At 74.5% G+C, this 23,399-nt stretch carries 18 protein-coding genes and 1 pseudogene; 13 read left to right on the top strand and 6 right to left on the bottom strand.

Annotated elements, in window-relative coordinates; all coding sequences use genetic code 11:
* The first annotated feature begins 190 nt into the window (after positions 1–190).
* Positions 191–3,793, top strand: a complete 3,603-nt coding sequence (locus GXW83_RS31590) for a putative Ig domain-containing protein (RefSeq protein WP_182446425.1) — start codon at positions 191–193, stop codon at positions 3,791–3,793.
* Positions 3,794–3,909: 116 nt separating this feature from the next.
* Here the strand turns inward: GXW83_RS31590 and GXW83_RS31585 are convergent, their stop codons facing one another.
* The 3 genes and pseudogenes from GXW83_RS31585 to GXW83_RS31575 form a co-directional block, all read right to left on the bottom strand.
* The gene (locus tag GXW83_RS31585; protein ID WP_182446424.1) at positions 3,910–5,091 is read right to left on the bottom strand and encodes a beta-propeller fold lactonase family protein; all 1,182 of its coding nucleotides are present in this window, start codon (positions 5,089–5,091) and stop codon (positions 3,910–3,912) included.
* Between the two features lie 280 nt (positions 5,092–5,371).
* Positions 5,372–6,130 (bottom strand): SDR family oxidoreductase, encoded by a 759-nt coding sequence (locus tag GXW83_RS31580; RefSeq protein WP_182446423.1) that lies wholly within the window; start codon positions 6,128–6,130, stop codon positions 5,372–5,374.
* A gap of 39 nt (positions 6,131–6,169) precedes the next feature.
* Positions 6,170–7,605 (bottom strand): annotated as a pseudogene (locus GXW83_RS31575) (PLP-dependent aminotransferase family protein).
* 47 nt (positions 7,606–7,652) lie between these two features.
* Between GXW83_RS31575 and GXW83_RS31570 the strand changes: the two are divergent.
* Both GXW83_RS31570 and GXW83_RS31565 read left to right on the top strand, forming a co-directional pair.
* On the top strand, positions 7,653–8,156 hold the full coding sequence (locus tag GXW83_RS31570) for a carboxymuconolactone decarboxylase family protein (RefSeq protein WP_182446422.1): 504 nt from the start codon (positions 7,653–7,655) through the stop codon (positions 8,154–8,156).
* Between the two features lie 202 nt (positions 8,157–8,358).
* Positions 8,359–9,657 (top strand): hypothetical protein, encoded by a 1,299-nt coding sequence (locus GXW83_RS31565; RefSeq protein ID WP_182446421.1) that lies wholly within the window; start codon positions 8,359–8,361, stop codon positions 9,655–9,657.
* Between the two features lie 85 nt (positions 9,658–9,742).
* On the opposite strand, the gene GXW83_RS31560 is transcribed toward GXW83_RS31565, so the two are convergent.
* Complete coding sequence (locus GXW83_RS31560; protein WP_225447589.1) at positions 9,743–10,837, bottom strand: NADH-quinone oxidoreductase subunit D; 1,095 nt, start codon at positions 10,835–10,837, stop codon at positions 9,743–9,745.
* Positions 10,838–10,946: 109 nt separating this feature from the next.
* Positions 10,947–12,056, bottom strand: a complete 1,110-nt coding sequence (locus GXW83_RS31555; RefSeq protein ID WP_182446419.1) for an SAM-dependent methyltransferase — start codon at positions 12,054–12,056, stop codon at positions 10,947–10,949.
* Between the two features lie 111 nt (positions 12,057–12,167).
* On the opposite strand from GXW83_RS31555, the gene GXW83_RS31550 reads away from it, so the two are divergent.
* Positions 12,168–13,487: a sensor histidine kinase gene (locus GXW83_RS31550; protein WP_182446418.1), complete on the top strand. Its 1,320-nt coding sequence runs from the start codon at positions 12,168–12,170 to the stop codon at positions 13,485–13,487.
* Positions 13,488–13,539: 52 nt separating this feature from the next.
* Positions 13,540–14,229 (top strand): response regulator transcription factor, encoded by a 690-nt coding sequence (locus GXW83_RS31545; RefSeq protein ID WP_182446417.1) that lies wholly within the window; start codon positions 13,540–13,542, stop codon positions 14,227–14,229.
* A gap of 101 nt (positions 14,230–14,330) precedes the next feature.
* Here GXW83_RS31545 and GXW83_RS31540 read toward each other — a convergent pair whose 3' ends face one another.
* A complete protein-coding gene (locus GXW83_RS31540) occupies positions 14,331–15,500 on the bottom strand; it encodes a low specificity L-threonine aldolase (protein ID WP_182446416.1) in 1,170 nt (389 codons plus the stop codon).
* Positions 15,501–15,610: 110 nt separating this feature from the next.
* Here GXW83_RS31540 and GXW83_RS31535 point away from each other — a divergent pair, with 110 nt between their 5' ends.
* The 8 genes from GXW83_RS31535 to GXW83_RS31505 all read left to right on the top strand — a co-directional run bounded on the left by GXW83_RS31535 (position 15,611) and on the right by GXW83_RS31505 (position 23,382).
* Positions 15,611–16,297 (top strand): 1-acyl-sn-glycerol-3-phosphate acyltransferase, encoded by a 687-nt coding sequence (locus GXW83_RS31535; protein WP_182446415.1) that lies wholly within the window; start codon positions 15,611–15,613, stop codon positions 16,295–16,297.
* Positions 16,298–16,395: 98 nt separating this feature from the next.
* A complete protein-coding gene (locus GXW83_RS34650) occupies positions 16,396–17,337 on the top strand; it encodes a Rossmann-like and DUF2520 domain-containing protein (RefSeq protein WP_225447364.1) in 942 nt (313 codons plus the stop codon).
* Positions 17,334–18,251, top strand: a complete 918-nt coding sequence (panC, locus tag GXW83_RS34645) for a pantoate--beta-alanine ligase (protein WP_370466824.1) — start codon at positions 17,334–17,336, stop codon at positions 18,249–18,251. Before GXW83_RS34650 ends, panC begins: the two co-directional genes overlap by 4 nt.
* Before the next feature lie 82 nt (positions 18,252–18,333).
* Positions 18,334–18,825, top strand: a complete 492-nt coding sequence (gene panD, locus GXW83_RS31525) for an aspartate 1-decarboxylase (protein WP_182446413.1) — start codon at positions 18,334–18,336, stop codon at positions 18,823–18,825.
* A complete protein-coding gene (locus tag GXW83_RS31520) occupies positions 18,822–20,522 on the top strand; it encodes an L-aspartate oxidase (protein ID WP_182446412.1) in 1,701 nt (566 codons plus the stop codon). The genes panD and GXW83_RS31520 overlap by 4 nt, the downstream gene beginning before the upstream one ends.
* Positions 20,519–21,496, top strand: a complete 978-nt coding sequence (gene nadC, locus GXW83_RS31515) for a carboxylating nicotinate-nucleotide diphosphorylase (protein ID WP_182446411.1) — start codon at positions 20,519–20,521, stop codon at positions 21,494–21,496. Before GXW83_RS31520 ends, nadC begins: the two co-directional genes overlap by 4 nt.
* A gap of 68 nt (positions 21,497–21,564) precedes the next feature.
* Positions 21,565–22,350: a type III pantothenate kinase gene (locus tag GXW83_RS31510; RefSeq protein WP_182446410.1), complete on the top strand. Its 786-nt coding sequence runs from the start codon at positions 21,565–21,567 to the stop codon at positions 22,348–22,350.
* A 93-nt stretch (positions 22,351–22,443) separates the two neighbouring features.
* Positions 22,444–23,382 carry a hypothetical protein gene (locus GXW83_RS31505; RefSeq protein ID WP_182446409.1) on the top strand — a complete coding sequence of 313 codons (939 nt, stop codon included), beginning with the start codon at positions 22,444–22,446 and terminating at the stop codon, positions 23,380–23,382.
* The last annotated feature ends 17 nt before the right edge of the window (positions 23,383–23,399 follow it).

Here is a 23,399-nt window from a genome sequence, read left to right as displayed (position 1 = left end):
GTTTCTTCTTGTCGTACATCGAATAACCGCACATACAGGTGTTCGTATATACCGGGGTCTCTCGCTGAATCTCTCCGCAATCGCCATACACCGCGCACTCCTCCTGCCATTCTGGCGCCGCAGCCCGATGAGGTTGCAGATGCACGTGCCATGGGAGGGTCAGGTAATGAGGCAAGGGAAAAAGGGGTGGATGGCCGCATTGGCCAGTGCCACCCTGATCGCGGCAGCGGGGGCCGCGATTCCGGCAGGGGCGGCTGCGGCAGCGTCGCCGCCGCAGCTGGATCTGAGAGTTCTGCTGGTCGGGGGAGTGGGCGGGGCCGCGGCCGATCCGACCACGGCGGCCTGGGCGTCGGCCCTGACCACCGAGGGGGTGCCGTTCACCGAGGTCGACGCGGCCGGCGCGGCGGGCAGCGAGACGGTGTCGCTGCCCGCGCTGTCCAGCGGGACGCACGGCGCCTACAACGGCGTGGTGATCGCCGACTCGCCGACGTACTTCGCCGCCGGTCAGCTCACCGCGCTGGACGCGTACGAGTCGGCGTTCGCCGTCCGGCAGGTCGACGGCTACAGCTATCCGAACCCGGCGCTGGGCCTGACCGACACCGGCGCGGGGGCGCTGGACGGCACCTCGGGCCGGCTCACCGCGGCCGGGCTGCAGGCCCTGCCGGAGCTGAAGGGCACCATCCCGTTCGGCACCGGCTCGTACGGCTACCCGGCGTCCGCCGTCGCGGGCGCCCCGGTCACCCCGTGGCTGGAGAACTCCGACGGCGGCATCCTGGCCGCCGTCTACCAGCACCCGGGCACCGACGCGCAGGCGGGAGTGGTGGAGCTGACGCTGGGCTTCGACTATAACGCCGCGCAGACGCAGTGGCTGCTGCTCGCCCCGGGCCTGATCAACTGGGTGACCGACGGCATGCACCTGGGGCTGTACCGCAACTACGTCGAGATGGACATCGACGACACCTTCACCCCGGACGACGCCTGGGACACCGCCGACCACACCATCGACTACGCCGACGCCGACGCGCTGCGGATGCGCGCGGCCGACGTCGACTACGCGGCCACCTGGTCCCAGGCGAACAACTTCCGCATGGACCAGCTGTTCAACGGCGGCGGCAGTGTCGAGTACCAGGCGAACAACTCCGGCGCCGACCCGGTGCTGGCGGAGTTCCAGAAGAAGGATCCGGCGACCGGCAAGCCGTACGCCGACGACTTCGGCTGGCTCAGCCACACCTACGACACCCCGTACATGGATGTGGGCTGCGCGACGCAGAACTACATCGAGGCGGAGCTGAACGAGAACACCAGCTGGGCGGCGGGCAAGCCGGGCAGCACGCCGGGCACCGGCGGCCTGGGCCTGACCAGCAGCACCGACGCCAGCCAGGCGCTGGGCTACGAGAACCCGCAGGTCTTCGTCCCGGGCAACCACTCCGGCTTCGCGGACCTCGTCCCCGGCAACCCGGCCACGGTGGACCCGCCGGACCTGGACGAGGCCGACGGCGGCACCGGCGGCAGCCTGGCCGCGGGCAGCTACGTGTACGCGGTGACCGACCAGTTCACCGACTCGCCGAGCGCGGGCCAGTCGGCGGCGTACGTCACGGCGCCGATCACCGTGCCCCAGGGCGGTTCGGTGACGCTGCAGATGGAGGCCATCTGCCACGCCTCGGACTACCAGATCTACCGCGAGGCGCAGGGCAGCAACGACTGGTCGCTGATCGACACCTATGCGACGCCCTCCTCCGCCACCCTGCCGGACAACAGCTCCGGCGACCCGGCGTCCACCACCGACGTCACCGGCGGCGGCGAGAAGGAGCTGAGCTACACCGACACCGGCGCCTCGGGCACCCCGCAGCCCGGCTGGACCCCGCCGACCCAGGAGAACGCGGTCGAGGGCCCCTGGGAGCAGAACCCGTACTTCATCCCCGCGCTGGAGGCCGTCGGCATCAAGGACGTCGGCGACGACGCCTCCAAGGCGTACCCGAACCCGCCGGACGCGCAGTTCGGCATCGGCGCGGACTACAACGGCGCGGCGTACGCGCCCGCGCAGGCCTTCCTGGACGGCACCGCGCAGGTGGCCCCGCGCCACCCGATCAACATCTACTACAACGCCTCCACCGAGGCCCAGGAGGTGGACGAGTACAACACCCTGTACGAGCCGCCGTCCATGGGCGGCCAGTGCCAGGCCAGTTCGACGACCACCTGCGAGACGGCCCCGGCGACCTTCGCCGACATCGTCAACAGCGTGGTCTCCGGGATGATGCAGAACATGCTCAGCAACGACCCGCGGCCGAGCTACGTGCACCAGACCAACATCATCGGCGCGCCCCCGGCCGGGCCCGCCACCACCGGGACGCCGCCGAGCACGCCGGACACCACCGGCGACGGCCTGCTGTACTCGGTGCTGAACCCGCTGCTGGCGCAGTACGCGAGCTACTTCAGCCCGCTCACCCCGTACGAGCAGCCCACGCTCGGCGCGATCGGCGACATCCTCGGCGAGCAGACCGCCTGGAGCGCCGCCGAGGCCGCCGGGACGGTGACCGCCTCGGAGACCGACGGCGCGGTGACCGTCGCCAACGCGGGCACCTCGGCCGTCGCGGTGCCGATCACCGCTCCGACCGGCACCACCGTCAACGGCGCGGCCTTCGGCCAGGCGTACGGCGGCACGCTCTCTGCGTGGACCTCCGTCGCGGGCAGCGGCAGCACCACGCTGCAGCAGAACACGGCGCCGCTGATCACCAGTGCCGCGACCGCCTCGGCGGGCGTCGGCACCGCCTTCACCACCACCCTCACCGCCACCGGCGCGCCGGCCCCGGCGCTGAAGGAGTCCGGGGCACTGCCCGGCGGCGTCAGCTTCACCGACAACGGCGACGGCACGGCGACGCTGGCCGGAACCCCGGCGGCGGGCAGCGGCGGCAGCTATCCGCTGACGGTCACCGCGGCCAACGCCTCCGGTTCGGTCACCCAGGACTTCACCCTCACGGTGTCGTCCACGCCCGCCGTCAGCAGCCCGGCCACGGCGGCGTTCAGCACCGGCACCGCCGGCAGCTACCCGGTGACCAGTACCGGATACCCGGCGCCGGTCCTGACCGAGAGCGGCGCGCTGCCCTCGGGCCTGGTCTTCAAGGACAACGGCGACGGCACCGGCTCCATCTCCGGTACGGCGGCGGCGGGCACGGCGGGCAGCTACCCGGTGGTGCTGACCGCGACCAACGCCAACGGTGCGGGCAGCGAGACGGTGACGGTCACGGTCAGCCAGTCCACCGGACCGGTCATCACCAGTGCTGCGGCGCTGACCCTGGCCGCGGGCAAGGCCGGGACGTTCACGGTGACCACGACCGGCACCGCGCCGATCACGCTGACCGAGTCCGGCGCGCTGCCCTCCGGGGTGGCCTTCAAGGACAACGGCAACGGCACCGCGACCCTCTCCGGCACACCGGCGGTCACCGCCGACGGCGTCTACCCGCTGACCCTGACCGCCCGGAACGGCGTCGGAAGCACCACCCAGGAGTTGGATCTGACGGTCAATCAGCTGCCGGTGTTCACCACCGCCGATTCGGCGACGGCGCTGGGGATAGTGCCGTTCAGCTTCACGATCAAGACCACGGGCTACCCGGCGGCGACGCTGAGCGAGTCCGGGGCGCTGCCCTCGGGGCTGAAGTTCACCGCCGGGAGCAACGGCACCGCCACCATCTCCGGCACCACGGCGGCGCTGCTGGGCACCTACCGGCTCACGCTCACCGCCAAGAACGCCGCGGGCACGGCCACGCAGGCGTTCACCCTCTCCACCGTCCTGTGATCCGGGCCAAGTTGGGCCACAGGCACTGCTGAGAGACACCGAGGACTCCTGCGGGTCCGCACCCCGAGGGTGCGCGACCCGCGGGAGTCCTTCTGCACATCAGGATTGACGTGACGTCAGGTGGTGGCGATGCCCTCGCCGCCGACGGCGCCGGGCACGGTGACCGAGCCGATCGCGGTGAGCGAACCGTTGTGGTGCACCCGGAACTCGTCCACGATGCCGGCCGCCCCGGTCTGCACGTACAGGTTGCGGCCGTCGGCGGAGGCGGCCGCGTCCACGGTACCGGCGTTGGTGGCCGTGTTGCCGAGCGCCGTCAGCTCTCCGCCCGGGCCCGAGCGGAAGCCGGACACCGTGCCGCTGCCCGCGTTGGAGGCGTACAGGTGGTTGCCGGTCCGGGTGATCCAGCAGGTGGCGGACTGGCCGGTGGGCACCGAGCCGAGCGGGGTGAGGGTGCCGTTGCGGTGCACGGTGAAGGTGGCGACCGCGTTGGGCCCGGCCTGGGTGACCACCAGCCGCCCGGCCCGGTCGAAGGTGAAGCCGAACGGCACGGTACCGGCCTCGACATCGGTCACCGGTGCGGCCGAGGGCGCCTGGTGCCGGCCGAGCGGGAAGACGTCGATGCTGTTGGCGCCGGCCTTGGTGGTGACCACCAGCGCCGAGCCGTCCGGGGTGAACGAGACCTGCCCGGGCGTGTGCGTGAACTGCGGCGTCGCGGCCGGGTCCAGGCCCAGCGCGCGGTGCCAGGAGGCGACCCGCACCAGGCCCCGGCCGGTCCGCTCGAAGCCCTGGATCGAGCCGCCGTCCAGCGCGTTCAGCACGTACACCAGGTTGCCGTGGACGGCGATGCTGACCGGGAACTCCCCGCCGGAGCCGATCACCTGGAGCCGGACCAGCTGGTCGCCGCAGACCTGGAACACGGTCACGGTGTTGCTGCCCGCGTTGACGGCGTAGAGCAGGTGATGTGCCGGGTCGTAGGTCAGCGAGTGCTCGGAGGCCAGGTGGTCCACGGCCGACCCGGCCAGCACCCCGCCGAGGCCGCCGGTGCGGTAGACCCCGGCCTGGGTCAGCCGGCCGTCGGCGGCGCGGTCGTAGGCCACCACGGTGTTGCCGTTGACGTTGTTGCTCTGGACGAACACGGCCGAGTCGGCGGCGCGGGCGGCCGTCGCATGGGCGGCGGTGGCGGCCTGGGCCGGTGCGGCCAGCAGCGCGGTGGCGGCGGCCATCACCGCGCCGACGGCGGCCAGCCGGGCGGTGCGCTTCGAACGGGTGCTGCGGGTGCTGCGGGTGCTGGAATTCATCGGGAAACTCCCTGCGCATGCAAATCGGGACAGCGGACTTTCGACGACACCGACGAGACCGTGAATTCCGCGCGGTACGGCGGATATTCACGGTCCGTTGGAGTGAGCCCCGGGCCGTCGGCGTGCTCATCACACTAAGCGCAGAAAAGCCGTCAGAACCGGCTCACCGCACCGGCGTTCGTAGTCCGTAAGAATTACCCCGACTGCTCCGAACGGCTGGCCCGGCGGGGTGCCGTCCCCGCTTCCGCCCCGCCGCCCGCTTCCGCCCGCCGCCGCGCGGCTAGCGCCCGCCGGAGACGTCGATGAACGCCCCGGTGCTGTACGAGGCCGCGTCCGACAGCAGCCAGACGATCGCCTCGGCCACCTCCTCGGCGGTGCCGCCGCGCCCCATCGGCTGCAGTGGTCCGATCCGGTCCACCCGGCCCGGCTCACCCCCGGCGGCATGGATGCCGGTGGCGATGATGCCCGGCCGGACGCAGTTCACCCGGATGCCCTCGGCCGCCACCTCCTTGGAGAGCCCGAGGGTGAGCGTGTCCACCGCGCCCTTGGAGGCCGCGTAGTCCACGTACTCGTGGGGCGAGCCCAGCCGCGAGGCGGCCGAGGAGACGTTGACGATCGCGCCGCCCCGGCCGCCGTAGCGGGTGGACATCCGCAGCACGGCCTGCCGTGCGCACAGGAAGGCGCCGACGACATTGGTCGACAGCACCCGCTGCAACCGGTCCGCGGTGATCTCGTCCACCCGGCACTGCCGCTCCAGCACCCCGGCGTTGTTCACCAGCGCGGTCACCGGGCCCAACGCGTTCTCGGCGGTGTCGAACAGCCGCTCCACGTCCTGCTCCAGGCCGACGTCGGCCCGTACCGCCACGGCCGCCGGGCCCAGCGCCTCGACCTCGCCGACCACGGCCCGCGCCGCCTCGGCGTCCGAGCGGAAGGCCACGCACACCGCGTAGCCGTGCCGTGCCGCGAGCCGCGCGGTGGCCGCGCCGATGCCCCGGCTGCCGCCGGTGACGACGACGACTCCGGTCCTGCTGCTGCTCATGGGCCCTCCAAGGTCGATGGACGAGACGGTGTCGGACGGTCAGACGGCTTCCAGGGTGCGGCACAGGGCGTCCAGCGCCGCGCTGAAGGCGTGCTCGGCCGGGGTGCCGTAGCCGACGACCAGGGCGTCGGCGTCGCCCGGGTCCGGCACGTCCGGGTGGCGGAACGCGCCGAGCCCCTGGACCGCCAGCCCCAGCCAGGACGCGCCGCGCACCACCTCGCGCTCGGTGCCCGGCGGCAGCCGCAGCACCGCGTGCAGCCCGGCCGCGATGCCGTCGGCCCGCACCCGGGGGCGCGCTCGGCCAGCGCCGCCACCAGCCGGTCGCGCCGCCGCCGGTAGCGCAGCCGCATCGCCCGGACGTGCCGGTCGTACCCGCCGCAGGCGACGAACTCGGCCAGGGTGAGCTGCGTCAGCGCGTCGGTCTGCCGATCGGCGGCGGTCCGCTCGGCCAGCACCGGCTCCACCAGTCGGCCCGGCAGCACCATCCAGCCCAGCCGCAGCGCCGGCGCCAGGCTCTTGCTGGCGGTGCCCAGGTAGACCACGTGCTCCGGGTCGAGCCCCTGCAACGCCCCCACCGGCTGCCGGTCGTAGCGGAACTCGCCGTCGTAGTCGTCCTCCAGGACGATCCCGCCGGACTCCCTGGCCCAGTCCACCACGGCGGTGCGGCGGTCCGGATGCAGCGGCACGCCGATCGGGAACTGGTGCGCCGGGGTGAGCAGCACCGCCGGGACGTCCCGGCGCCGCGCCAGCTCGTGGACCTGCGCGCCCTGCGGGTCCACCGGCAGCGGCACCGTCCGCAGCCCGGCCCGGGCGGCCAGCTCCCAGTGCGGGCCCAGGCCGTACGACTCCACGGCCAGCCGCTGCGCCCCGGCGCGCCGCAGCGCCCGGCTGAGCAGCGACAGCCCCTGGGCGAAGCCCGCGCACACCACGATCTGCTCCGGATCGGCCCGCACGCCCCGCGCCCGGGCCAGGTACTCGGCCAGGACCAGCCGCAGCTCGATCCGGCCCAGCCCGTCGCCGTAGCCGAAGGCGTCGCCGGGGGCGGCGGTGACCGCCCGGCGGGCCGCCGCCAGCCAGGCCGTCCGGGGGAAGGCGGAGAGGTCGGGCGAGCCCGGGACGAGGTTGTGCGGCGCGGTGCGGGGCCGGGCCGCCGGCCGGTGCGCGGTGGCCCTGCTGCTCGCCGTCCGCTGGGCGACCCGGGTGCCCGAGCCCTGCCGGGCGGACAGCCAGCCCTCGGCGACCAGCTCGCCGTAGGCGTCGGCCACGGTGTTGCGGGCCAGGCCCAGATCGGCGGCGAGGGCGCGCGAGGAGGGCAGCCGGGTGCCGGGGGCCAGCCGCCCGCTGCGGACGGCCCCGCGCAGCGCCCGGATCAGCCCGGCCCGGACCCCGCCGGGGCCGCGCAGGGCCAGATCGAGATGCAGGTCGCCGCCCTGCCCGCCGCCGGGCGGGGACGAAGTGGCCCGGGAATCCGTCATGGAAATGGACCATAGCTGTGGGCCGGTCTGCTCGTAGCGTTGCCGTCATGACGACACCGACGACGACACCGACGAACAACGCGACCCACGGCGGGAGCCACGACCACCACGCGCCCCGGATGAGCTTCTTCACGGCCGCCCCGGAGATCTACCAGGCGATGGTCGCCCTGGACCGGTCGGTCAGCAAGGGCTTCGATCCGGCCCTGGCCGAGCTGGTCAAGATCCGCGCCTCGCAGCTCAACCACTGCGCCTTCTGCCTGGCCATGCACACCCGCGACGCGCGCAAGGGCGGCGAGAGCGAGCAGCGGATCTACCTGCTCAGCGCCTGGGAGGAGGCGGGCGCCTTCTTCACCCCCAGGGAGCAGGCCGCGCTGGCGCTGACCGAGGCGGTCACCGTGATCACCGACGGCTTCGTGCCGGACGCGGTCTACCAGCGGGCCGCCGACCACTTCGACGAGGCGGAGCTGGCCCAGCTGATCGGGCTGATCTTCACCATCAACGCCTGGAACCGGATCGCGGTGACCACCCGGATGGACCCGGCATCGGTCTGAACAGGCATGACCGGCCGTACCGGCGATCTGACCCAATGTAACGGCATATTCCTGTCAAGGGTGTCTTTGGTACCTCAGCTGACATGTTGCTTCCGGTCACGCTAGATTTCTGGCCATGCCACGTGGTCGCCATCGCCAAACCTCGCCTCTGAACAGGCTGCTCCCACCCATCGCCTGCGGAGTGCTGGCGGTCGCCTCACTGGTGTCCGCTCCGCTCACCGGCAGTCTCACGCTGCTCCGGGTCCTGGTCGTGGCGACAGCCGTCGGCGCCGCCTCGGCCGCCGTGCTGCTGCGGCTGCGCGAGCGCGCCGGGGAGCTCGAACTGGAGACCGAGGTCTCCGCCCGGGCCCGGGACGAGGCCCGCTTCGAGGACCGCATCGCCGAGCTGGAGTACCAGGCCGAGACCGCCGAGGAGCAGGTCAAGCGGCTGGAGCGGCGGCTGCTGGCGCAGCGCAGCCAGCTCGCCCGCGCCGAGGGCGACAACCAGCGACTGCTGCGCGAGCGGGCCCGGCTGGCGGCCGAGCAAGCGGCGCGCGCCGCCGAGGAGGCCCGCCGGCGCGAGGCCGCTCTCCGCGGCATCCGGCCGACGCCCACCGCCTACCTCAAGGCGGCCTCGGTGCTGCGCGGCCTGGAGCGGCGCGCGGCCGTGGGCCAGGCCCAGCGGATCGCCGCCAAGGGCTCCGGCCGGATCCTGGACCGCGTCCCGGCCCTGGTGCCGGTGGCCGTGCCGCCCCCGGTCGCGGGCCCGGCCCCGGCCTCGGTCCGGCTGACCGTGAGCCGCCCCGAGCAGCAGCCGCAGGCCCGTCCCGAGATCGCCGCCCAGGCCGCCCCGGCGGCCGCAGCTCCGACCGTCCCGGCCGCAGCAGCCCCGTCCGCCCCGGCCGCAGCCGCTTCGACTGGAGCGGCCCCCACCGCAGCCGCCCCGGCAGCGGCTCCGGCCGCCCCCGCCGCTCCCGCCCCGGCCGCAGCGGCCCCCGCCGCCCCGGCTGAGGTCGACGCCCGGGCTGCCGCTCCCGCCCCGGCGCGGGCTAAGGCCGACGCCGATGCGGATGCGCCGATCGTCGCCCAGGGGCCCGCCTGGGCGCGTGCGGCGCTGCCGCCGCTGCGTCCGGCGGTGACGATCCTGCCCGCCACGCTTCAGCGCGGCGCGGTGCGCGGATCGGCCCACGCGGGGACCAGCGGCCACGGCACGGCGGCGGGCACCTTCAACTTCTTCAGCCGCCAGGAGACCGCGATCTCCACCGACCTGGGCCCGGTCCCGGCCGATCTGGCCGACGTCGTCGGCGAGGAGGCCGCCGCCGCGCAGCACCGCTACGACGCGGTCTCCCGCGCCGCCGAGCCCGCCGCCGAGCAGGCAGGCGCCGCGCTCGACGCCGCTGCCCACGGCCGCGGCGAGGACGCCGCCCAGACTGGCGGAGCGCGCGCCGGGGCCGGTTTGGTGGACCTGACCGCCGAGGACGAGACCGAGCCGATCGACGTCCGGGTGCTGCGCGCCCTGTAGCCGACGGGAACAGCAGCGGAGGCGGGGCCCGGCCGGGCCCCGCCTCCCTTGCGTTGTCGGCTTCCGGCCGTCGGCCGCTGGTCGGCTACTTGTCGATGTCGCCGACGACGAAGAACAGCGAGCCGAGGATCGCCACCATGTCCGCCACCAGCGTCCCCGGCAGCAGCTCGGTCAGCACCTGGATGTTGTTGAACGAGGCCGAGCGCAGCTTCAGCCGCCAGGGCGTCTTGTCGCCGCGCGAGACCAGGTAGTAGCCGTTCACGCCGAGCGGGTTCTCGGTCCAGGTGTAGGTGTGGCCCTCGGGGGCCTTCAGCACCTTGGGCAGCCGCTGGTTGATCGGCCCGGGCGCCAGCTCGGCGATGCGGTCCAGGCAGGCGTCGGCCAGGTCGAGCGCGTTGTGGGTCTGCTCCAGCAGGCACTCGAAGCGGGCCAGGCAGTCGCCGTCGGTCCGGGTGACCACCCGCAGCACGTCGCCCAGCTCGCCGTAGGCCAGGTAGGGCTCGTCGCGGCGCAGGTCGAAGTCGACGCCGGAGGCCCGGGCGATCGGCCCGCTCGCCCCGTACGCGTGGACGGTGGCGGGAGCGAGCACGCCGACGCCCCGGGTGCGGGCGCGGAAGATGTCATTGCCCAGGACCAGGTCGTCGTAGACGCCCATCCGGCCGCGTACGGCGGCGACGGCGGCGCGGGCGCGGCCGTACCAGCCGGCCGGGAGGTCCTCCTTGAGGCCGCCGACGCGGTTGAACATGAAGTGCATCCGGCCGCCGGACGCCTCCTCCAGCAGCGACTGCAGCTGCTCGCGTTCGCGGAAGGCGTGGAAGACCGGGGTGATCCCGCCCAGCTCCAGCGGGTAGGAGCCGAGGAACATCAGGTGGTTGAGCGCCCGGTTCAGCTCCGCCAGCAGGGTGCGCGTCCAGGTGGCCCGCTCCGGGACCTCCATGCCGAGCATTCGCTCCACGCCGAGGACCACGCCCAGCTCGTTGGCGAACGCCGACAGCCAGTCGTGCCGGTTCGCCAGCATGATGATCTGACGGTAGTCGCGCGCCTCGAACAGCTTCTCCGCGCCGCGGTGCATGTAGCCGACGATCGGTTCGGCCGAGGTGATCAGCTCGCCGTCCAGCCGCAGCCGCAGCCGCAGCACGCCGTGGGTCGAGGGGTGCTGCGGGCCGATGTTCAGCACCATGTCGCTGGTGCCCAGCTCGGTGGCGGCCCCGGCGCCGATCCCGACCACCGTCTCCCGCTGCGTGCCGCTGCCGTGCGTGCCACTCGTCGGCGTTCTGCCCGTCGGCGTCCTACTCGTCATGGTCCCAGAGTCTGTCATCTCCGAGGCCGTGCCATTCCTCCGGCAGTGCGGCCGTGCCCACCGACTGCACCGCCCAGACGAAGGAGCCCAGGCCGCCCGGCTCGGTCAGCTCCGCCGCCTGCCCGGCCGCCGCCAGCGCCCGGACGTACCCGGCCGGGTCGGCGGACGCCAGTTCCAGCGGCGGGCGGGCCCCGCTGACGCCGAGCAGCCGCAGCGCCGCGCGCTGCGTCGTCCACAGGCTGTGGACAATCCGCCCGCCATGGGCCTGGACGGCCGCCGCCAGGCAGGCGTCCAGGGCGACGTGCGAGGTCAGGTCGCAGCTGCCGTCCGGGACCGGCCGCACCTCGCGCCCCTCGCGGAAGGCGGCGAGGCTGCCGAAGGGCGGCCGGTCGGCGGCGTGGTGCGCGTAGTCCACGGCCACCGCCACCCCCCGGCCCAGCGAGCCGACCGCCTCCGCCCAGGCGGTGTCGCGCGGCAGCCCGATCTCCGCCCGGAAGCCCGGCTCCGGAGCGGCCCCGCCCTGCGGTGCGTCCGCCCGGGCGGCGCCCGGCCGGGCACCGGACAGCGGCCACCAACGCTCCAGCCACCGCCCGTGCCCGCCGCCGACCGGATCGCCCAGCCGCTCCTCGCCGGTGGCCGGATCCACCAGCACCAGCCGGACCACCCCGTCCTCGTCCACCTCGGCCACGTCCACCGGGACGTTGTCCAGCCACTCGTTGGCGATCAGCACCCCGGCCGCCGCCGGTTCGATCCGGTCCGACCAGCCGATCCACCCCGGCAGCCGGTCCGGGCGGTCGGCCAGCTCCACCGCCCGCAGCGTCAGCCGCGCCGCCAGCCCCGGATCGAGCGCCCGCGCCCGCTCGCCCAGCGCCAGCAGCAGCTCGCCGCGCCCGGCGCCGACGTCGGTGACCACCAGCTCCGCCGGACGGCCCAGCCCCTCGTCCACCTGCCGCACCAGCTCCAGCAGCGCGGCGGCGAACAGCGGTGAGGCGTGCACCGAGGTACGGAAGTGCCCGGCCGGGCCCACCGGCTGCCGGAAGAAGCCCCCGGGCCCGTACAGCGCCGCCTGCGTCGCGTCCCGCCAACCGATCATCGCCATGCCACCACCATCCCAGCGGGTGGTGATGGCAACCAACTCCGACCTGCGGAGGATCCCCGGCTCACTCCGGCGGTGGACCCAGCAGCGCTCCGGGCTGCCTACGCTTGGAACGTGCAGACGATGTACAGCTGGCTCCGCAGGCATCCCACGGTGGCAGATGCCGCGTGGGCGGCTCTGCTGTTCCTGCTCTGCGCCCTGGAGGTCGCCGTCGACTGGGACCAGGGCCAGCACGACCTGGCCCTGGCCGGGTGCACCGTGGTGCTCTGCGCCATGCTGGTGATCCGCCGCCGCAGGCCCGATGTGGCCGTGCTGGTCGGCATAGGGGTGGGCCTCGGGCAGGTCGTCGTCGGCTCCCCGGTCAACTTCGCCGATCTGGCGCTGCTCGTCCTCGCGTACACCGGCGCGGCCTTCGCGCACGTGTGGACCTCCCGGATCGCCCTGGTCGCCGGGCTGGCCGCGGGCCCGCTGGCGTGGCTGCGCTTCTACAGCGCGCAGGCCGCCGCCGACCGCCCCGCGGGCACCACCCACTCCTGGACCGACGCCGCGATGAGCGCGGTGTTCTCGACCCCGTTCGTGCTGTGCTGGGTGCTCGGGCGGCTCACCCGCATCCGCCGCGCCTACTACGTCCAGCTGGAGGACCGGGCCGAGCGGCTGGAGCGCGAGCGCGACGCCCAGGCGAAGATCGCGGTGGCCGCCGAACGCGCCCGGATCGCCCGCGAGCTGCACGACGTGGTCGCCCACAACGTCTCGGTGATGATCGTCCAGGCGGACGGCGCCTCCTTCGTCATGGACTCCTCGCCCGAGCAGGCCCGGCAGGCACTGGCCACCATCGCCGGCACCGGCCGTCAGGCGCTGGAGGAGATGCGCCGGCTGCTGGGGCTGCTGCGCTCCGCCGACAGCGGCGGCGACTACGTCCCGCAGCCCGGCGTGGAGCAGCTGCCCGACCTGCTGGAGCAGGTGCGCAACGCCGGGCTCCCGGTCGCCTTCGAGGTCGAGGGGGAGCCCCGGGAGCTGCCGCGCGGCCTGGAGCTGACCGCGTACCGCATCGTGCAGGAGGCGCTCACCAACGCCCGCAAGCACGGCGGCCCGCGGACCGCCGCCACCGTCCGGCTGCGCTTCGACGACCGCGGCGTGGACGTGCTGATCGAGGACGACGGGCGCGGGGCCAGCGCCGAGCTGGCCCGGGGCGGCGGCGCGGACGGCTTCGGCCACGGGCTGATCGGGATGCGCGAGCGGGTCGGCATGGTCGGCGGCACGCTGGCCGCGGGCCCGCGCGCCGACGGCGGCTTCCGCATCGACGCCCGGCTGCCGCTCAAGCCGACCCGTACCCCGGCCGCCGCACCGGCGCCGGCGCCCGCCCCGCCGGTCGCCGTTCCGGTCGCGCCCCCGGCCCCGGCCGCCGACCTGAGCGGCGACAGCCGCGCCTCCTAGCCCGCCATCACGGCCCGCCCCCCTTCCGACCACCCCCCTGCCAAGGAGTCCCATGCCCATCCGCGTCATGCTCGTCGACGATCAGGAGCTGCTGCGCACCGGTTTCCGGATGGTGCTCCAGTCGCAGCAGGACATCGAGGTGGTCGCCGAGGCCGGTGACGGGGCGCAGGCGCTGGAGGTGCTGGCCGCCACCGAGGTCGACGTGGTGCTGATGGACGTGCGGATGCCGCGCATGGACGGGGTGGAGGCCACCCGCCGGATCTGCGGCCGGGCCGCCGCAGGGCCCGAGGGCGGCGGCCCGCGCGTGCTCATCCTGACCACCTTCGACCTGGACGAGTACGCCTTCGCCGCGCTCAAGGCCGGGGCCAGCGGCTTCCTGCTGAAGGACGTGCCCCCGGCCGAGCTGGTCGCGGCGATCCACGCGGTGCACGGCGGCGAGGCCGTGGTCGCGCCGACCACCACCCGCCGCATGATCGACCGCTTCGCCACCGTGCTGCCCAGCTCCCAGCCGCCGCAGGACACCCCGGAGATGGCCCGGCTCACCGAGCGGGAGCGGGAGGTGCTGCTGCTGGTCGCCACCGGGCTGTCCAACGGCGAGATCGCCGCGCGGCTGTCGCTCTCCGAGGCGACGGTCAAGACCCATGTGGGGCGGATCCTGACCAAGCTGGAGCTGCGCGACCGGGTGCAGGCGGTGGTGCTGGCCTACGAGACCGGCCTGGTCCGCGCGGGCGGCGGACAATAACCGTCATCTGTCAGCTGTCATCCCACCGCTGACAGCCGTCAGCTGACAGCCGATCACCGTCAGCCGTCAGCGGTCAGCCGTCAGCGGTGGGACGACCGCCGTCAGCGCCCCGCCACCCGCTCCAGGAACGCCGACACCCCCGCCCGTACGTCCTGCGCCGACCACTCCAGCGCGCTCGCCGCCACCGTCACCTCGGTGCAGGAGATCCCCGGCAGCCCCGGTTCGCGCCACATCCCGAACAGCGACTGCCGGGTCTGCTCGGCCAGCAGCGTCCCGGCCTCGTTCAGCGCCTCCGCCGGCAGCGGCAGCCACAGCTGGAACTGGTGGGTGTGCGGCGGCTCGGGGAACACCCGGGCGCCGGGCAGCGGCGCGAACCCCTCGGCCAGCGCCGCCGCGACCACCTTGGCGTGCGCGACGTACGACTCCAGCCGCGGCAGTTCGCGCTCCAGCCCGGCCAGCGCCGACAGCGCGGCCGGCCACTGCTCGAAGAGCTGCCCGCCGTAGCGGTGCCGCCAGGTCTTGGCCTGGGCCGTGAACTCCGCCGGACCGGCCAGCGCTGCCCCGCTGAGCCCGCCGAGGGACTTGTAGAAGGAGACGTAGACCGAGTCGGCCAGCTCGACGATCTCCGGCAGCGGGCGGCCGAAGTGCGGCACGGTCTCCCACAGCCGGGCGCCGTCCAGGTGCACCACGGCGTCCCTGGCCCGGGCGGCGGCGACGGTCGCCGTCAGCTCGTCCCAGCCGGGCAGCAGGAAGCCTGCCTCGCGCAGCGGCAGCTCCAGCATCAGCGTGCCGAAGGGCTCGGCGAAGCCGGCCACCTCCTCGGCCGTGGCCATCCGCCGCTCCTGCGTCGGCCAGACGCTGCGCAGGCCGCTGAGCTGGGAGTAGGCGAAACGTTCATGCACCTCCGGGTGCGCCTGCGGGTGCATGGCCACGGTGCGGTCCCCGGTCCGGTCGGCCCAGCAGCGCAGCGCGACCTGCTGCGCCATCGTCCCGGTCGGGAAGAACGCCGCCGCCTCCGTGCCGAGCAGCCCGGCCACCCGCCGTTCCAGCGCCTCGACCACGCCGTTGCCGTAGACGTCGGGGCGCTCGTCCAGGTCGTAGGCGGTCTCCGCGGCGGTGGCGAGATCAGCCAGCCGCTCCCGCAGCGTCATCGGGCGGGAGGCGGAGAGCGTCCGCTCGCAGCCGCGCAGGGCCGCGAACCGCCGCCGCGCCGGGTCCTGCTCCCCGTCGTCGCCATCCGTGCCGTACCGGTCGTCCCTGTCATCAGCCATAGGCCGATCATCCCCCAGCGGCAATGTGCCGAATGTCATGCCCTGCCGCAGCCGGACCATCCGGTACGGTGACCGGCCAGTGACGATCCGCAGACGTTCCCGGAGGACTCGTGTTCGCTCATGTCGCCAGGTCGCTGCTGGCACCGGTCACCCGGCTGGTCTACCGGCCGGTGGTCGAGGGGCGCGGGAACGTGCCCCGGCGCGGCCCGGTGATCCTGGCCAGCAACCACCTCTCCTTCATCGACAGCATGGTGATCCCGCTGGTCGCGCCGCGTCCGGTGGTCTTCCTGGCGAAGGCGGAGTACTTCACCGGCACCGGCTTCAAGGGCTGGCTCAGCCGCAGCTTCTTCACCGCGATCGACGCCGTCCCGGTCGAGCGCGGCACCCACCGCGCCGCGCAGGCGTCGCTGGACGCCGCGCTGGAGGTGCTGAACCAGGGCAAGGCGTTCGGGATCTACCCGGAGGGCAAGCGCTCGCTGGACGGCCGGATCTACCGCGGCCGGACCGGCGTCGCCTGGCTGGCGCTGACCTCGGGCGCGGTCGTGGTGCCGGTCGCCCTGGCCGGGACCGAGGCCATCCAGCCGGTGGGCGCGCGCTTCCCGAGGATCCGCCGGGTCAGCGTCCGCTTCGGCGAGCCGCTGGACTTCAGCGACCGGGCCGCCGCCGTCCGCGAGCGCCGCACCCCGGTCGGCCCGGTGCGCCGCGCGGTCACCGACGAGATCATGGATGCCATTCAGGCCCTGTCCCAGCAGGACCGGGCCCCCGCCTACAACGAGGGGCAGCGGATGGCCGCGTAGCCGCCCGCGCAGCCCCTCCCGGGCCGTCCGCTCCGCCGTAGGATGGCGGCGGACGTCCGGTACCCGTTGCGGACTGGAACGGAAGAGGGAGCACGAGGGTGAGCACTGACGGCTTCGACCTGCCCGTCGACGGGCCGGGGGGCGATCCGGCCGATCCGGGCAACCGGCCCGCGCGGCTCGCGGTCGGCGTGGTCGGCACCGGCCGGGTCGGACCGGCCCTGGGCGCCGCGCTGCAACTGGCCGGGCACCGGGTGGTGGCCGCGTCCGGCGTCTCCACCGCCTCCCGGCGGCGCGCGGAGACGCTGCTGCCGGGCGTGCGGCTGGTGACCCCGCCCCAGGTGATGGCCGCCGCCGACCTGGTGCTGCTGACCGTGCCGGACGACGCCCTGGCCGCCCTGGTGGCGGGCCTGGCCGAGACCGGGGCGGTACGCCCCGGCCAGATCATCGTGCACACCTCCGGCGCGCACGGCGTGGCGGTGCTCGAACCCGCGACCCGGGCCGGAGCGCTGCCGCTGGCGCTGCACCCGGCGATGACCTTCACCGGGACGGCCGTGGACGTCGCCCGGCTGGCCGGCTGCCCGTTCGGGGTGACCTCGCCGGAACAGCTGCGCCCGGTCGCCGAGGCGCTGGTCGTGGAGATGGGCGGGGAGCCCGAATGGGTGCCCGAGGAGGTCCGCCCGCTCTACCACACCGCCCTCGCGCACGGCTCCAACCACCTGGTGACGCTGGTCGCGCAGGCCATGGAGGTGCTGGCCGCCGCCGGGGTCGCCGAGCCGGGCCGGATGCTCGGACCGCTGCTCGGCGCGGCCCTGGACAACGCCCTGCGCAGCGGCGACGCGGCGCTCACCGGCCCGGTGGCGCGCGGCGACGCCGGTACGGTGCGGACCCACGTCTCCCAGCTGCGGGCGTCCGCGCCGCAGGTGCTGGACAGCTATCGCGCGATGGCGCGGGCCACCGCCGACCGGGCGCTGGCCAACGGGATGCTGAAGGCGGAGGCGGCCGAGGCGCTGCTGGACGTCCTCGCGGAGGAGGGGCAGTGAGTCTGGAACCCGTGCGCACGGCGGCCGAGCTGGACCGCCTCGCAGACGACAGACCGGCCTCCGGGCAGGCGTCCCGGCCCGGCGGTGGGTCCGGCGGCGGCCCGCGCGCGGTGGTGATGACCATGGGCGCGCTGCACCCGGGCCATGCCGCGCTGATCCGCGCCGCCCGCGAGCGGGCCGGGGCGGACGGGACGGTCGTGGTGACGGTCTTCGTCAACCCGCTGCAGTTCGGCGCGGGCGAGGACCTGGACCGCTACCCGCGCACCCTGGACGCCGATCTCCGGCTGGCCCGCGAGGCCGGGGCGGACGTGGTCTTCGCCCCGTCCGTGGACGAGGTCTACCCGGGCGGCGAGCCGCAGGTGCGGCTGGCGGCGGGCCCGATGGGGGAGCGCTTCGAGGGGGCGTCGCGCCCCGGCCACTTCGACGGGATGCTGACCGTCGTCGCCAAGCTGCTCCACCTGACCCGGCCGGACGCCGCCTTCTTCGGCGAGAAGGACGGCCAGCAGCTGGCGCTGATCCGGCGGATGGTGCGGGACCTGAACTTCCCGGTGGAGATCGTCGGCGTGCCGACCGTGCGCGAGCCGGACGGCCTGGCGCTGTCCAGCCGCAACCGCTACCTCTCGCCCGAGGAGCGGACTCGCGCCCTGGCCCTCTCCCGGGCGCTGTTCGCCGGGCGGCAGGCCGCGCCGCAGGGCCCCCGCGTCGTGCTCGAGGCGGCCGGGGAGGCCCTGACCGAGACCCTGTCCGGCGCCGGGATCGCGCTGGACTACCTGGCCCTGGTCGATCCGGCCGACTTCACCGCGATCGACCGGGACGACTACCGGGGCGAGGCCGTGCTGGCCCTCGCCGCGAAGGTGGGCGGCACCCGGCTGATCGACAACGTACGGATCAGCTTCCCGCCCGAGACGCCCTGAGCCGGGCGCCAGCCCCGGACCCAGAGCACAACCAGACCTGTCCCCGCCCATCCGGCATGCACTTCACCCAGGAGGCGTGACCATGCTCCGCACCATGCTCAAGTCCAAGATCCACCGGGCCACCGTCACCCAGGCCAACCTGCACTACGTCGGTTCGGTCACGGTCGACCGCGACCTGCTGGACGCCGCCGACCTGCTCCCCGGCGAGCTGGTCCACATCGTCGACATCGACAACGGCAACCGGCTGGAGACCTACACCATCGCCGGGGAGCGCGGCACCGGCATCATCGGCATCAACGGCGCCGCCGCGCGCCTGGTCCACCCCGGCGACCTGGTCATCCTGATCGCCTACGGGCAGATGGAGACCGCCGAGGCGCGGGTGTTCGAGCCGCGCGTGGTCTTCGTGGACGCCGACAACCGGATCACCGGCCTGGGCGGCGACCCGGCCGACGCCCCGGCCGGCAGCGGCCTGCGGCGCGGAGATGCGGATGAACGTGCGATTCCCGCGCAGGCGTACCGTGACGTCGACGGTGCGGTACCAGGCGCACCCACGCACGCTCGGAGTGAGGCATGACTTCAACCTGCAGACTCGCCGCCCCGGCCCCCGGGTGGACGGCCGCGACCGACGTCGTCGTCGTCGGCTCGGGCGTGGCCGGGCTCACCACCGCGCTGCGGCTGCGCGCGGCCGGGCTCCGGGTGCTGGTCGTCACCAAGGCCATGCTGGACGACGGCTCCACCCGCTGGGCGCAGGGCGGCATCGCCGCCGCGCTCGGCGAGGGCGACAGCCCCGAGCAGCACCTGCAGGACACCCTGGTGGCCGGGGCCGGGCTGTGCGACGAGGACGCCGTGCGGACGCTGGTCACCGAGGGCCCGGACGCCGTCCGTCGGCTGATCGCCACCGGCGCCGCCTTCGACCAGGACGCCGACGGCGAGATCCTGCTCACCCGCGAGGGCGGCCACCACCGCCGCCGGATCGCCCACGCCGGCGGCGACGCTACCGGCGCGGAGATCTCCCGCGCGCTGGTCGAGGCGGTCCGGGCGGACGCCGGGGTCGAGCTGATCGAGCACGCCCTGGTGCTGGACCTGCTCACCGACGTCAAGGGCCGCACCGCCGGGCTGACCCTGCACGTCATGGGGGAGGGGCAGCGCGACGGCGTCGGCGCCGTCCACGCCCGCGCGGTGGTGCTGGCCACCGGCGGCATGGGCCAGGTGTTCTCCGCCACCACCAACCCGGCCGTCTCCACCGGCGACGGCGTCGCCCTCGCGCTGCGCGCCGGGGCCGAGGTCACCGACCTGGAGTTCGTCCAGTTCCACCCGACCGTGCTGTGGCTCGGCCCGGACGCCGAGGGCCAGCAGCCGCTGATCTCCGAGGCCGTGCGCGGCGAGGGCGCGTACCTGGTCGACGCCGACGAGGTGCGGTTCATGGTCGGACAGCACGAGCTGGCCGAGCTGGCCCCGCGCGACATCGTCGCCAAGGGCATCATGCGGCGGATGCAGCAGACCGGCGCCCCGCACATGTACCTGGACGGACGGCACTTCGGCGCGGCCATGTGGGAGGAGCGCTTCCCCACCATCCTGGCCTCCTGCCGCAGCCACGGCATCGACCCGGTGACCCAGCTCATCCCGGTGGCCCCGGCCGCGCACTACGCTTCCGGCGGCGTCCGCACCGACCTGCGCGGCCACACCTCCGTGCCCGGCCTGTACGCCTGCGGCGAGGTCGCCTGCACCGGCGTCCACGGCGCCAACCGGTTGGCCTCCAACTCGCTGCTGGAGGGCCTGGTCTTCGCCGAGCGGATCGCCGCCGACATCGTCGAGCGCGACCGCGCGGGCCGACTGACCCCCCGCCACGAGGACACCTCCCGCCCGGTGCCGCGGGTGCCGCTGCTGGCGTCCGAGGCGCGCGCCGAGATCCAGCGGCTGATGACCGGCGGGGTCGGCGTGCTGCGCAGCGCCGCCAGCATGGCCGAGGCCGCGGCCGGACTGGACGCCCTGGTCGCCCCGGACGCCGTGGTCGAGCACGACCCGGACGACCTCCACGGCCACGGCGGCGCCGGCAAGGGCGAGGCGCCGCAGGTGGAGACCTGGGAGGCGACCAACCTGCACCTGGTGGCCACCGCGCTGACCGCCGCCGCCCGGCTGCGCGAGGAGACCCGGGGCTGCCACTGGCGCGAGGACTTCCCCGACCGCGACGACGACCGCTGGCGGATCCACGTGATCACCAAGGCCGGCACCGACGGCCTCACCACGACCCCCGAGGAGCACCGAGCATGAGCGCGCACGACCACGACGGCCACGACCACCAGGAACTCCCGCTGGCCGACGGCTGCGGCGAGGGCTGCACCTGCGGTGACGGCGGGTACGAGACCGGCCTGGACCCGCAGCTCGCCGCGCTGCTGGAGCAGGCCGGGCTGGACCCGGTCGAGGTCGAGGACATCGCCACCCTGGCCCTGGCCGAGGACCTGGCCGGCGGCGAGGACGTCACCTCGGTCGCCACCGTCCCCGAGGCCGCCGTCGCCACCGCCGACTTCACCGCCCGCACGGCGGGCGTGGTGGCCGGGCTGCGGGTCGCCGAGGCCGTGGTCTCGCTGGTGGCCGAGGAGGAGTTCAGCGTCGAGCGGCACGTCGAGGACGGCGACCGGGTCGAGGCCGGGCAGGTCCTGCTCAGCGTCACCGCCCGCACCCGCGACCTGCTCACCGCCGAGCGCAGCGCGCTGAACCTGCTCTGCCACCTCTCCGGCATCGCCACCGCCACCCGCGCCTGGGCCGACGCCCTGGAGGGCACCGGCGCGGTCGTCCGCGACACCCGCAAGACCACCCCCGGGCTGCGCGCCCTGGAGAAGTACGCGGTCCGCTGCGGCGGCGGCGTCAACCACCGCATGGGCCTGTCCGACGCGGCCCTGGTCAAGGACAACCACGTGGTGGCGGCCGGCGGCGTCGCCGAGGCGTTCAAGGCCGTCCGCGCGGCCTACCCGGAGCTGGACGTCGAGGTCGAGGTGGACCGGATCGACCAGATCCAGCCGGTGCTGGAGGCGGGCGCCGACCTGATCCTGCTGGACAACTTCACCGTCCCCGAGCTGCGCGAGGCGGTCGCGCTGGTGGCCGGCCGCGCCAAGCTGGAGTCCTCCGGCGGCCTGACCCTGGACAACGCCCGGGAGGTCGGCGGGACCGGTGTGGACTACCTGGCGGTGGGGGCGCTGACCCACTCCTCGCCCGTCCTTGACATCGGTCTGGACCTGCGCGGATAGTCCACCGACCGCCCCCGCACGCCGCACCGCCCCTGTCCGCTGCCACAGACAAGAACGGTTACCCGCCCATGCTGCTCACCATCGATGTCGGCAACACCCACACCGTTCTCGGCCTCTTCGACGGCGAGGAGATCGTGGAGCACTGGCGGGTGTCCACCGACCCCCGCCGGACCGCCGACGAGACGGCGGTGCTGATGCAGGGGCTGATGGGCGCGCACCCGGCGCTGGGCGAGGACACCGTGGACGGCCTGGCCATCTGCTCCACGGTGCCCTCGGTCCTGCACGAGCTGCGCGAGGTGACCCGCCGCTACTACGGCGACGTCCCGGCGATCCTGGTGGAGCCGGGCGTCAAGACCGGCGTGCACGTCCTCACCGACAACCCCAAGGAGGTCGGCGCGGACCGCATCGTCAACACCCTTGCGGCCAAGCACCTCTACGGCGGCCCGTGCATCGTCGTGGACTTCGGCACGGCCACCACCTTCGACGCCGTCAACGAGCGCGGCGACTACCTGGGCGGCGCCATCGCCCCGGGCATCGAGATCTCGGTGGACGCGCTGGGCCAGCGCGGCGCCAAGCTGCCCAAGATCGAGATCATCCGGCCGCGGAACGTCATCGGCAAGAACACCGTGGAGTGCATGCAGTCGGGCATCCTCTACGGCTTCGCCGGGCAGGTCGACGGCGTGGTGAACCGGATGGCCGCCGAGCTCGCGGCCGATCCGGACGACGTCCAGGTGATCGCCACCGGCGGCCTGGCCCCGCTGGTGCTGGGCGAGGCCGGCAGCATCGACGTCCACGAGCCGTGGCTGACCCTGATCGGGCTGCGGCTGGTGTACGAGCGCAACACCGCCGGCTGACCGCCCCGCCCCGGGCCGACTGCCGCTCCGGGTACGACAGCTGACGGCGTGTCGATAATCAGAATTCAGGCATTTCCGGCATAGGCTCCAGGCATGCCTACGCCTCATGGGTCTCGCGGCGGCATGGCCTTCAGCGCGGACGAGCTGCGGGTGCTGCGCCGCGCCCTTGCCCACATGCTGAACCCCGCGACTCCGGCCGCCCCGTCCCTGCCCGGATGGGCCCGCAGCGCCTGGGTCGAGGACGTCCAGGACGTGCTCCGCCTGGCCGAGTCCATCGACGACGCCGTGCACGAGGCCGGCCGGATGCGCGCCTTCGCCCTCGCCGACCTCGCCCGCTACCGGTCCGCCCTGCCCGGCACCGCCTCCGGCTACCTGGAACGGCTGGAGGAGGCGGTGTCCGACGGCTACCTCCCCGACGACCAGGATCTGGCGGCGCTGCGGAACCTCACCGCCCTGCCCTGCGCGCCGTCGGAGCGGGTGCGCCGGCTGGGCCTGCGCTCCCGCTGCGGAGCGCTGGCCCAGGCCGCCACCCGGCGGGCCCTGGAGAGCGGGCCGCAACGCCCGGTCGCGGCAGCCGCGCTGACACCCGGTCCGGGGAGCGGCCCGGCCGTCCCGGAGCACGCGGGCGTCCCCGCCGCCCGGCCCGCCACCGATCCCGCCGCCCGGCCCGCCACCGATCCCGCCGCCGGCCAAGCCGCCGAGCCCGGCGCCGGCCACGGCAGTGTGGCGGACTTCGCCCGGGCGTCCCGCTCGCTGCGCCAGCGCGACAAGTCCCGGCCGGCCGCACCAGCGACCGGGGGGCACCCCCACCCCCTTCCGACCCGACGTGGAGGAGCGATTCCCATGGCCGCCTTTGACCCTGCCGCCCAGTCCGACGAGCCCGGACAGGGGTCGGTCCCGGCCCCCGCCCACGGCGCGGTGGCCCCGGTCCGCTCCATCCCCACCCCCGGCGACCTGTGGCCGCGCGGCGTCCGCGCGGGCGCCGACGCCGCGGCCGAGGAGGAGGCCGAGCTGGCCACCGGCACCGGCTGAGGCACCGGCCCGTCCGA

Source organism: Streptacidiphilus sp. PB12-B1b, from assembly GCF_014084125.1.
Classification (GTDB): Bacteria; Actinomycetota; Actinomycetes; order Streptomycetales; family Streptomycetaceae; genus Streptacidiphilus.
The sequence above is the reverse complement of the archived record's forward strand: the minus strand, read 5'-3'. Positions and strand labels throughout refer to the sequence as shown.

Bases quoted from the DNA above. Each gene is read 5' to 3' on its own strand.
- nadC (WP_182446411.1), top strand. From the start codon at position 20,519: ATGAGCGCGCACGACCACGACGGCCACGACCACCAGGAACTCCCGCTG.
- GXW83_RS31580 (WP_182446423.1), bottom strand. From the start codon at position 6,130: ATGAGCAGCAGCAGGACCGGAGTCGTCGTCGTCACCGGCGGCAGCCGG.
- GXW83_RS31540 (WP_182446416.1), bottom strand. From the start codon at position 15,500: ATGGCTGATGACAGGGACGACCGGTACGGCACGGATGGCGACGACGGG.
- panD (WP_182446413.1), top strand. From the start codon at position 18,334: ATGCTCCGCACCATGCTCAAGTCCAAGATCCACCGGGCCACCGTCACC.
- GXW83_RS31590 (WP_182446425.1), top strand. From the start codon at position 191: ATGGCCGCATTGGCCAGTGCCACCCTGATCGCGGCAGCGGGGGCCGCG.
- GXW83_RS31585 (WP_182446424.1), bottom strand. From the start codon at position 5,091: ATGAATTCCAGCACCCGCAGCACCCGCAGCACCCGTTCGAAGCGCACC.
- GXW83_RS31505 (WP_182446409.1), top strand. From the start codon at position 22,444: ATGCCTACGCCTCATGGGTCTCGCGGCGGCATGGCCTTCAGCGCGGAC.
- GXW83_RS31510 (WP_182446410.1), top strand. From the start codon at position 21,565: ATGCTGCTCACCATCGATGTCGGCAACACCCACACCGTTCTCGGCCTC.
- GXW83_RS31570 (WP_182446422.1), top strand. From the start codon at position 7,653: ATGACGACACCGACGACGACACCGACGAACAACGCGACCCACGGCGGG.
- GXW83_RS31545 (WP_182446417.1), top strand. From the start codon at position 13,540: ATGCCCATCCGCGTCATGCTCGTCGACGATCAGGAGCTGCTGCGCACC.
- GXW83_RS31560 (WP_225447589.1), bottom strand. From the start codon at position 10,837: ATGGTGCTGAACATCGGCCCGCAGCACCCCTCGACCCACGGCGTGCTG.
- GXW83_RS31520 (WP_182446412.1), top strand. From the start codon at position 18,822: ATGACTTCAACCTGCAGACTCGCCGCCCCGGCCCCCGGGTGGACGGCC.
- GXW83_RS31555 (WP_182446419.1), bottom strand. From the start codon at position 12,056: ATGGCGATGATCGGTTGGCGGGACGCGACGCAGGCGGCGCTGTACGGG.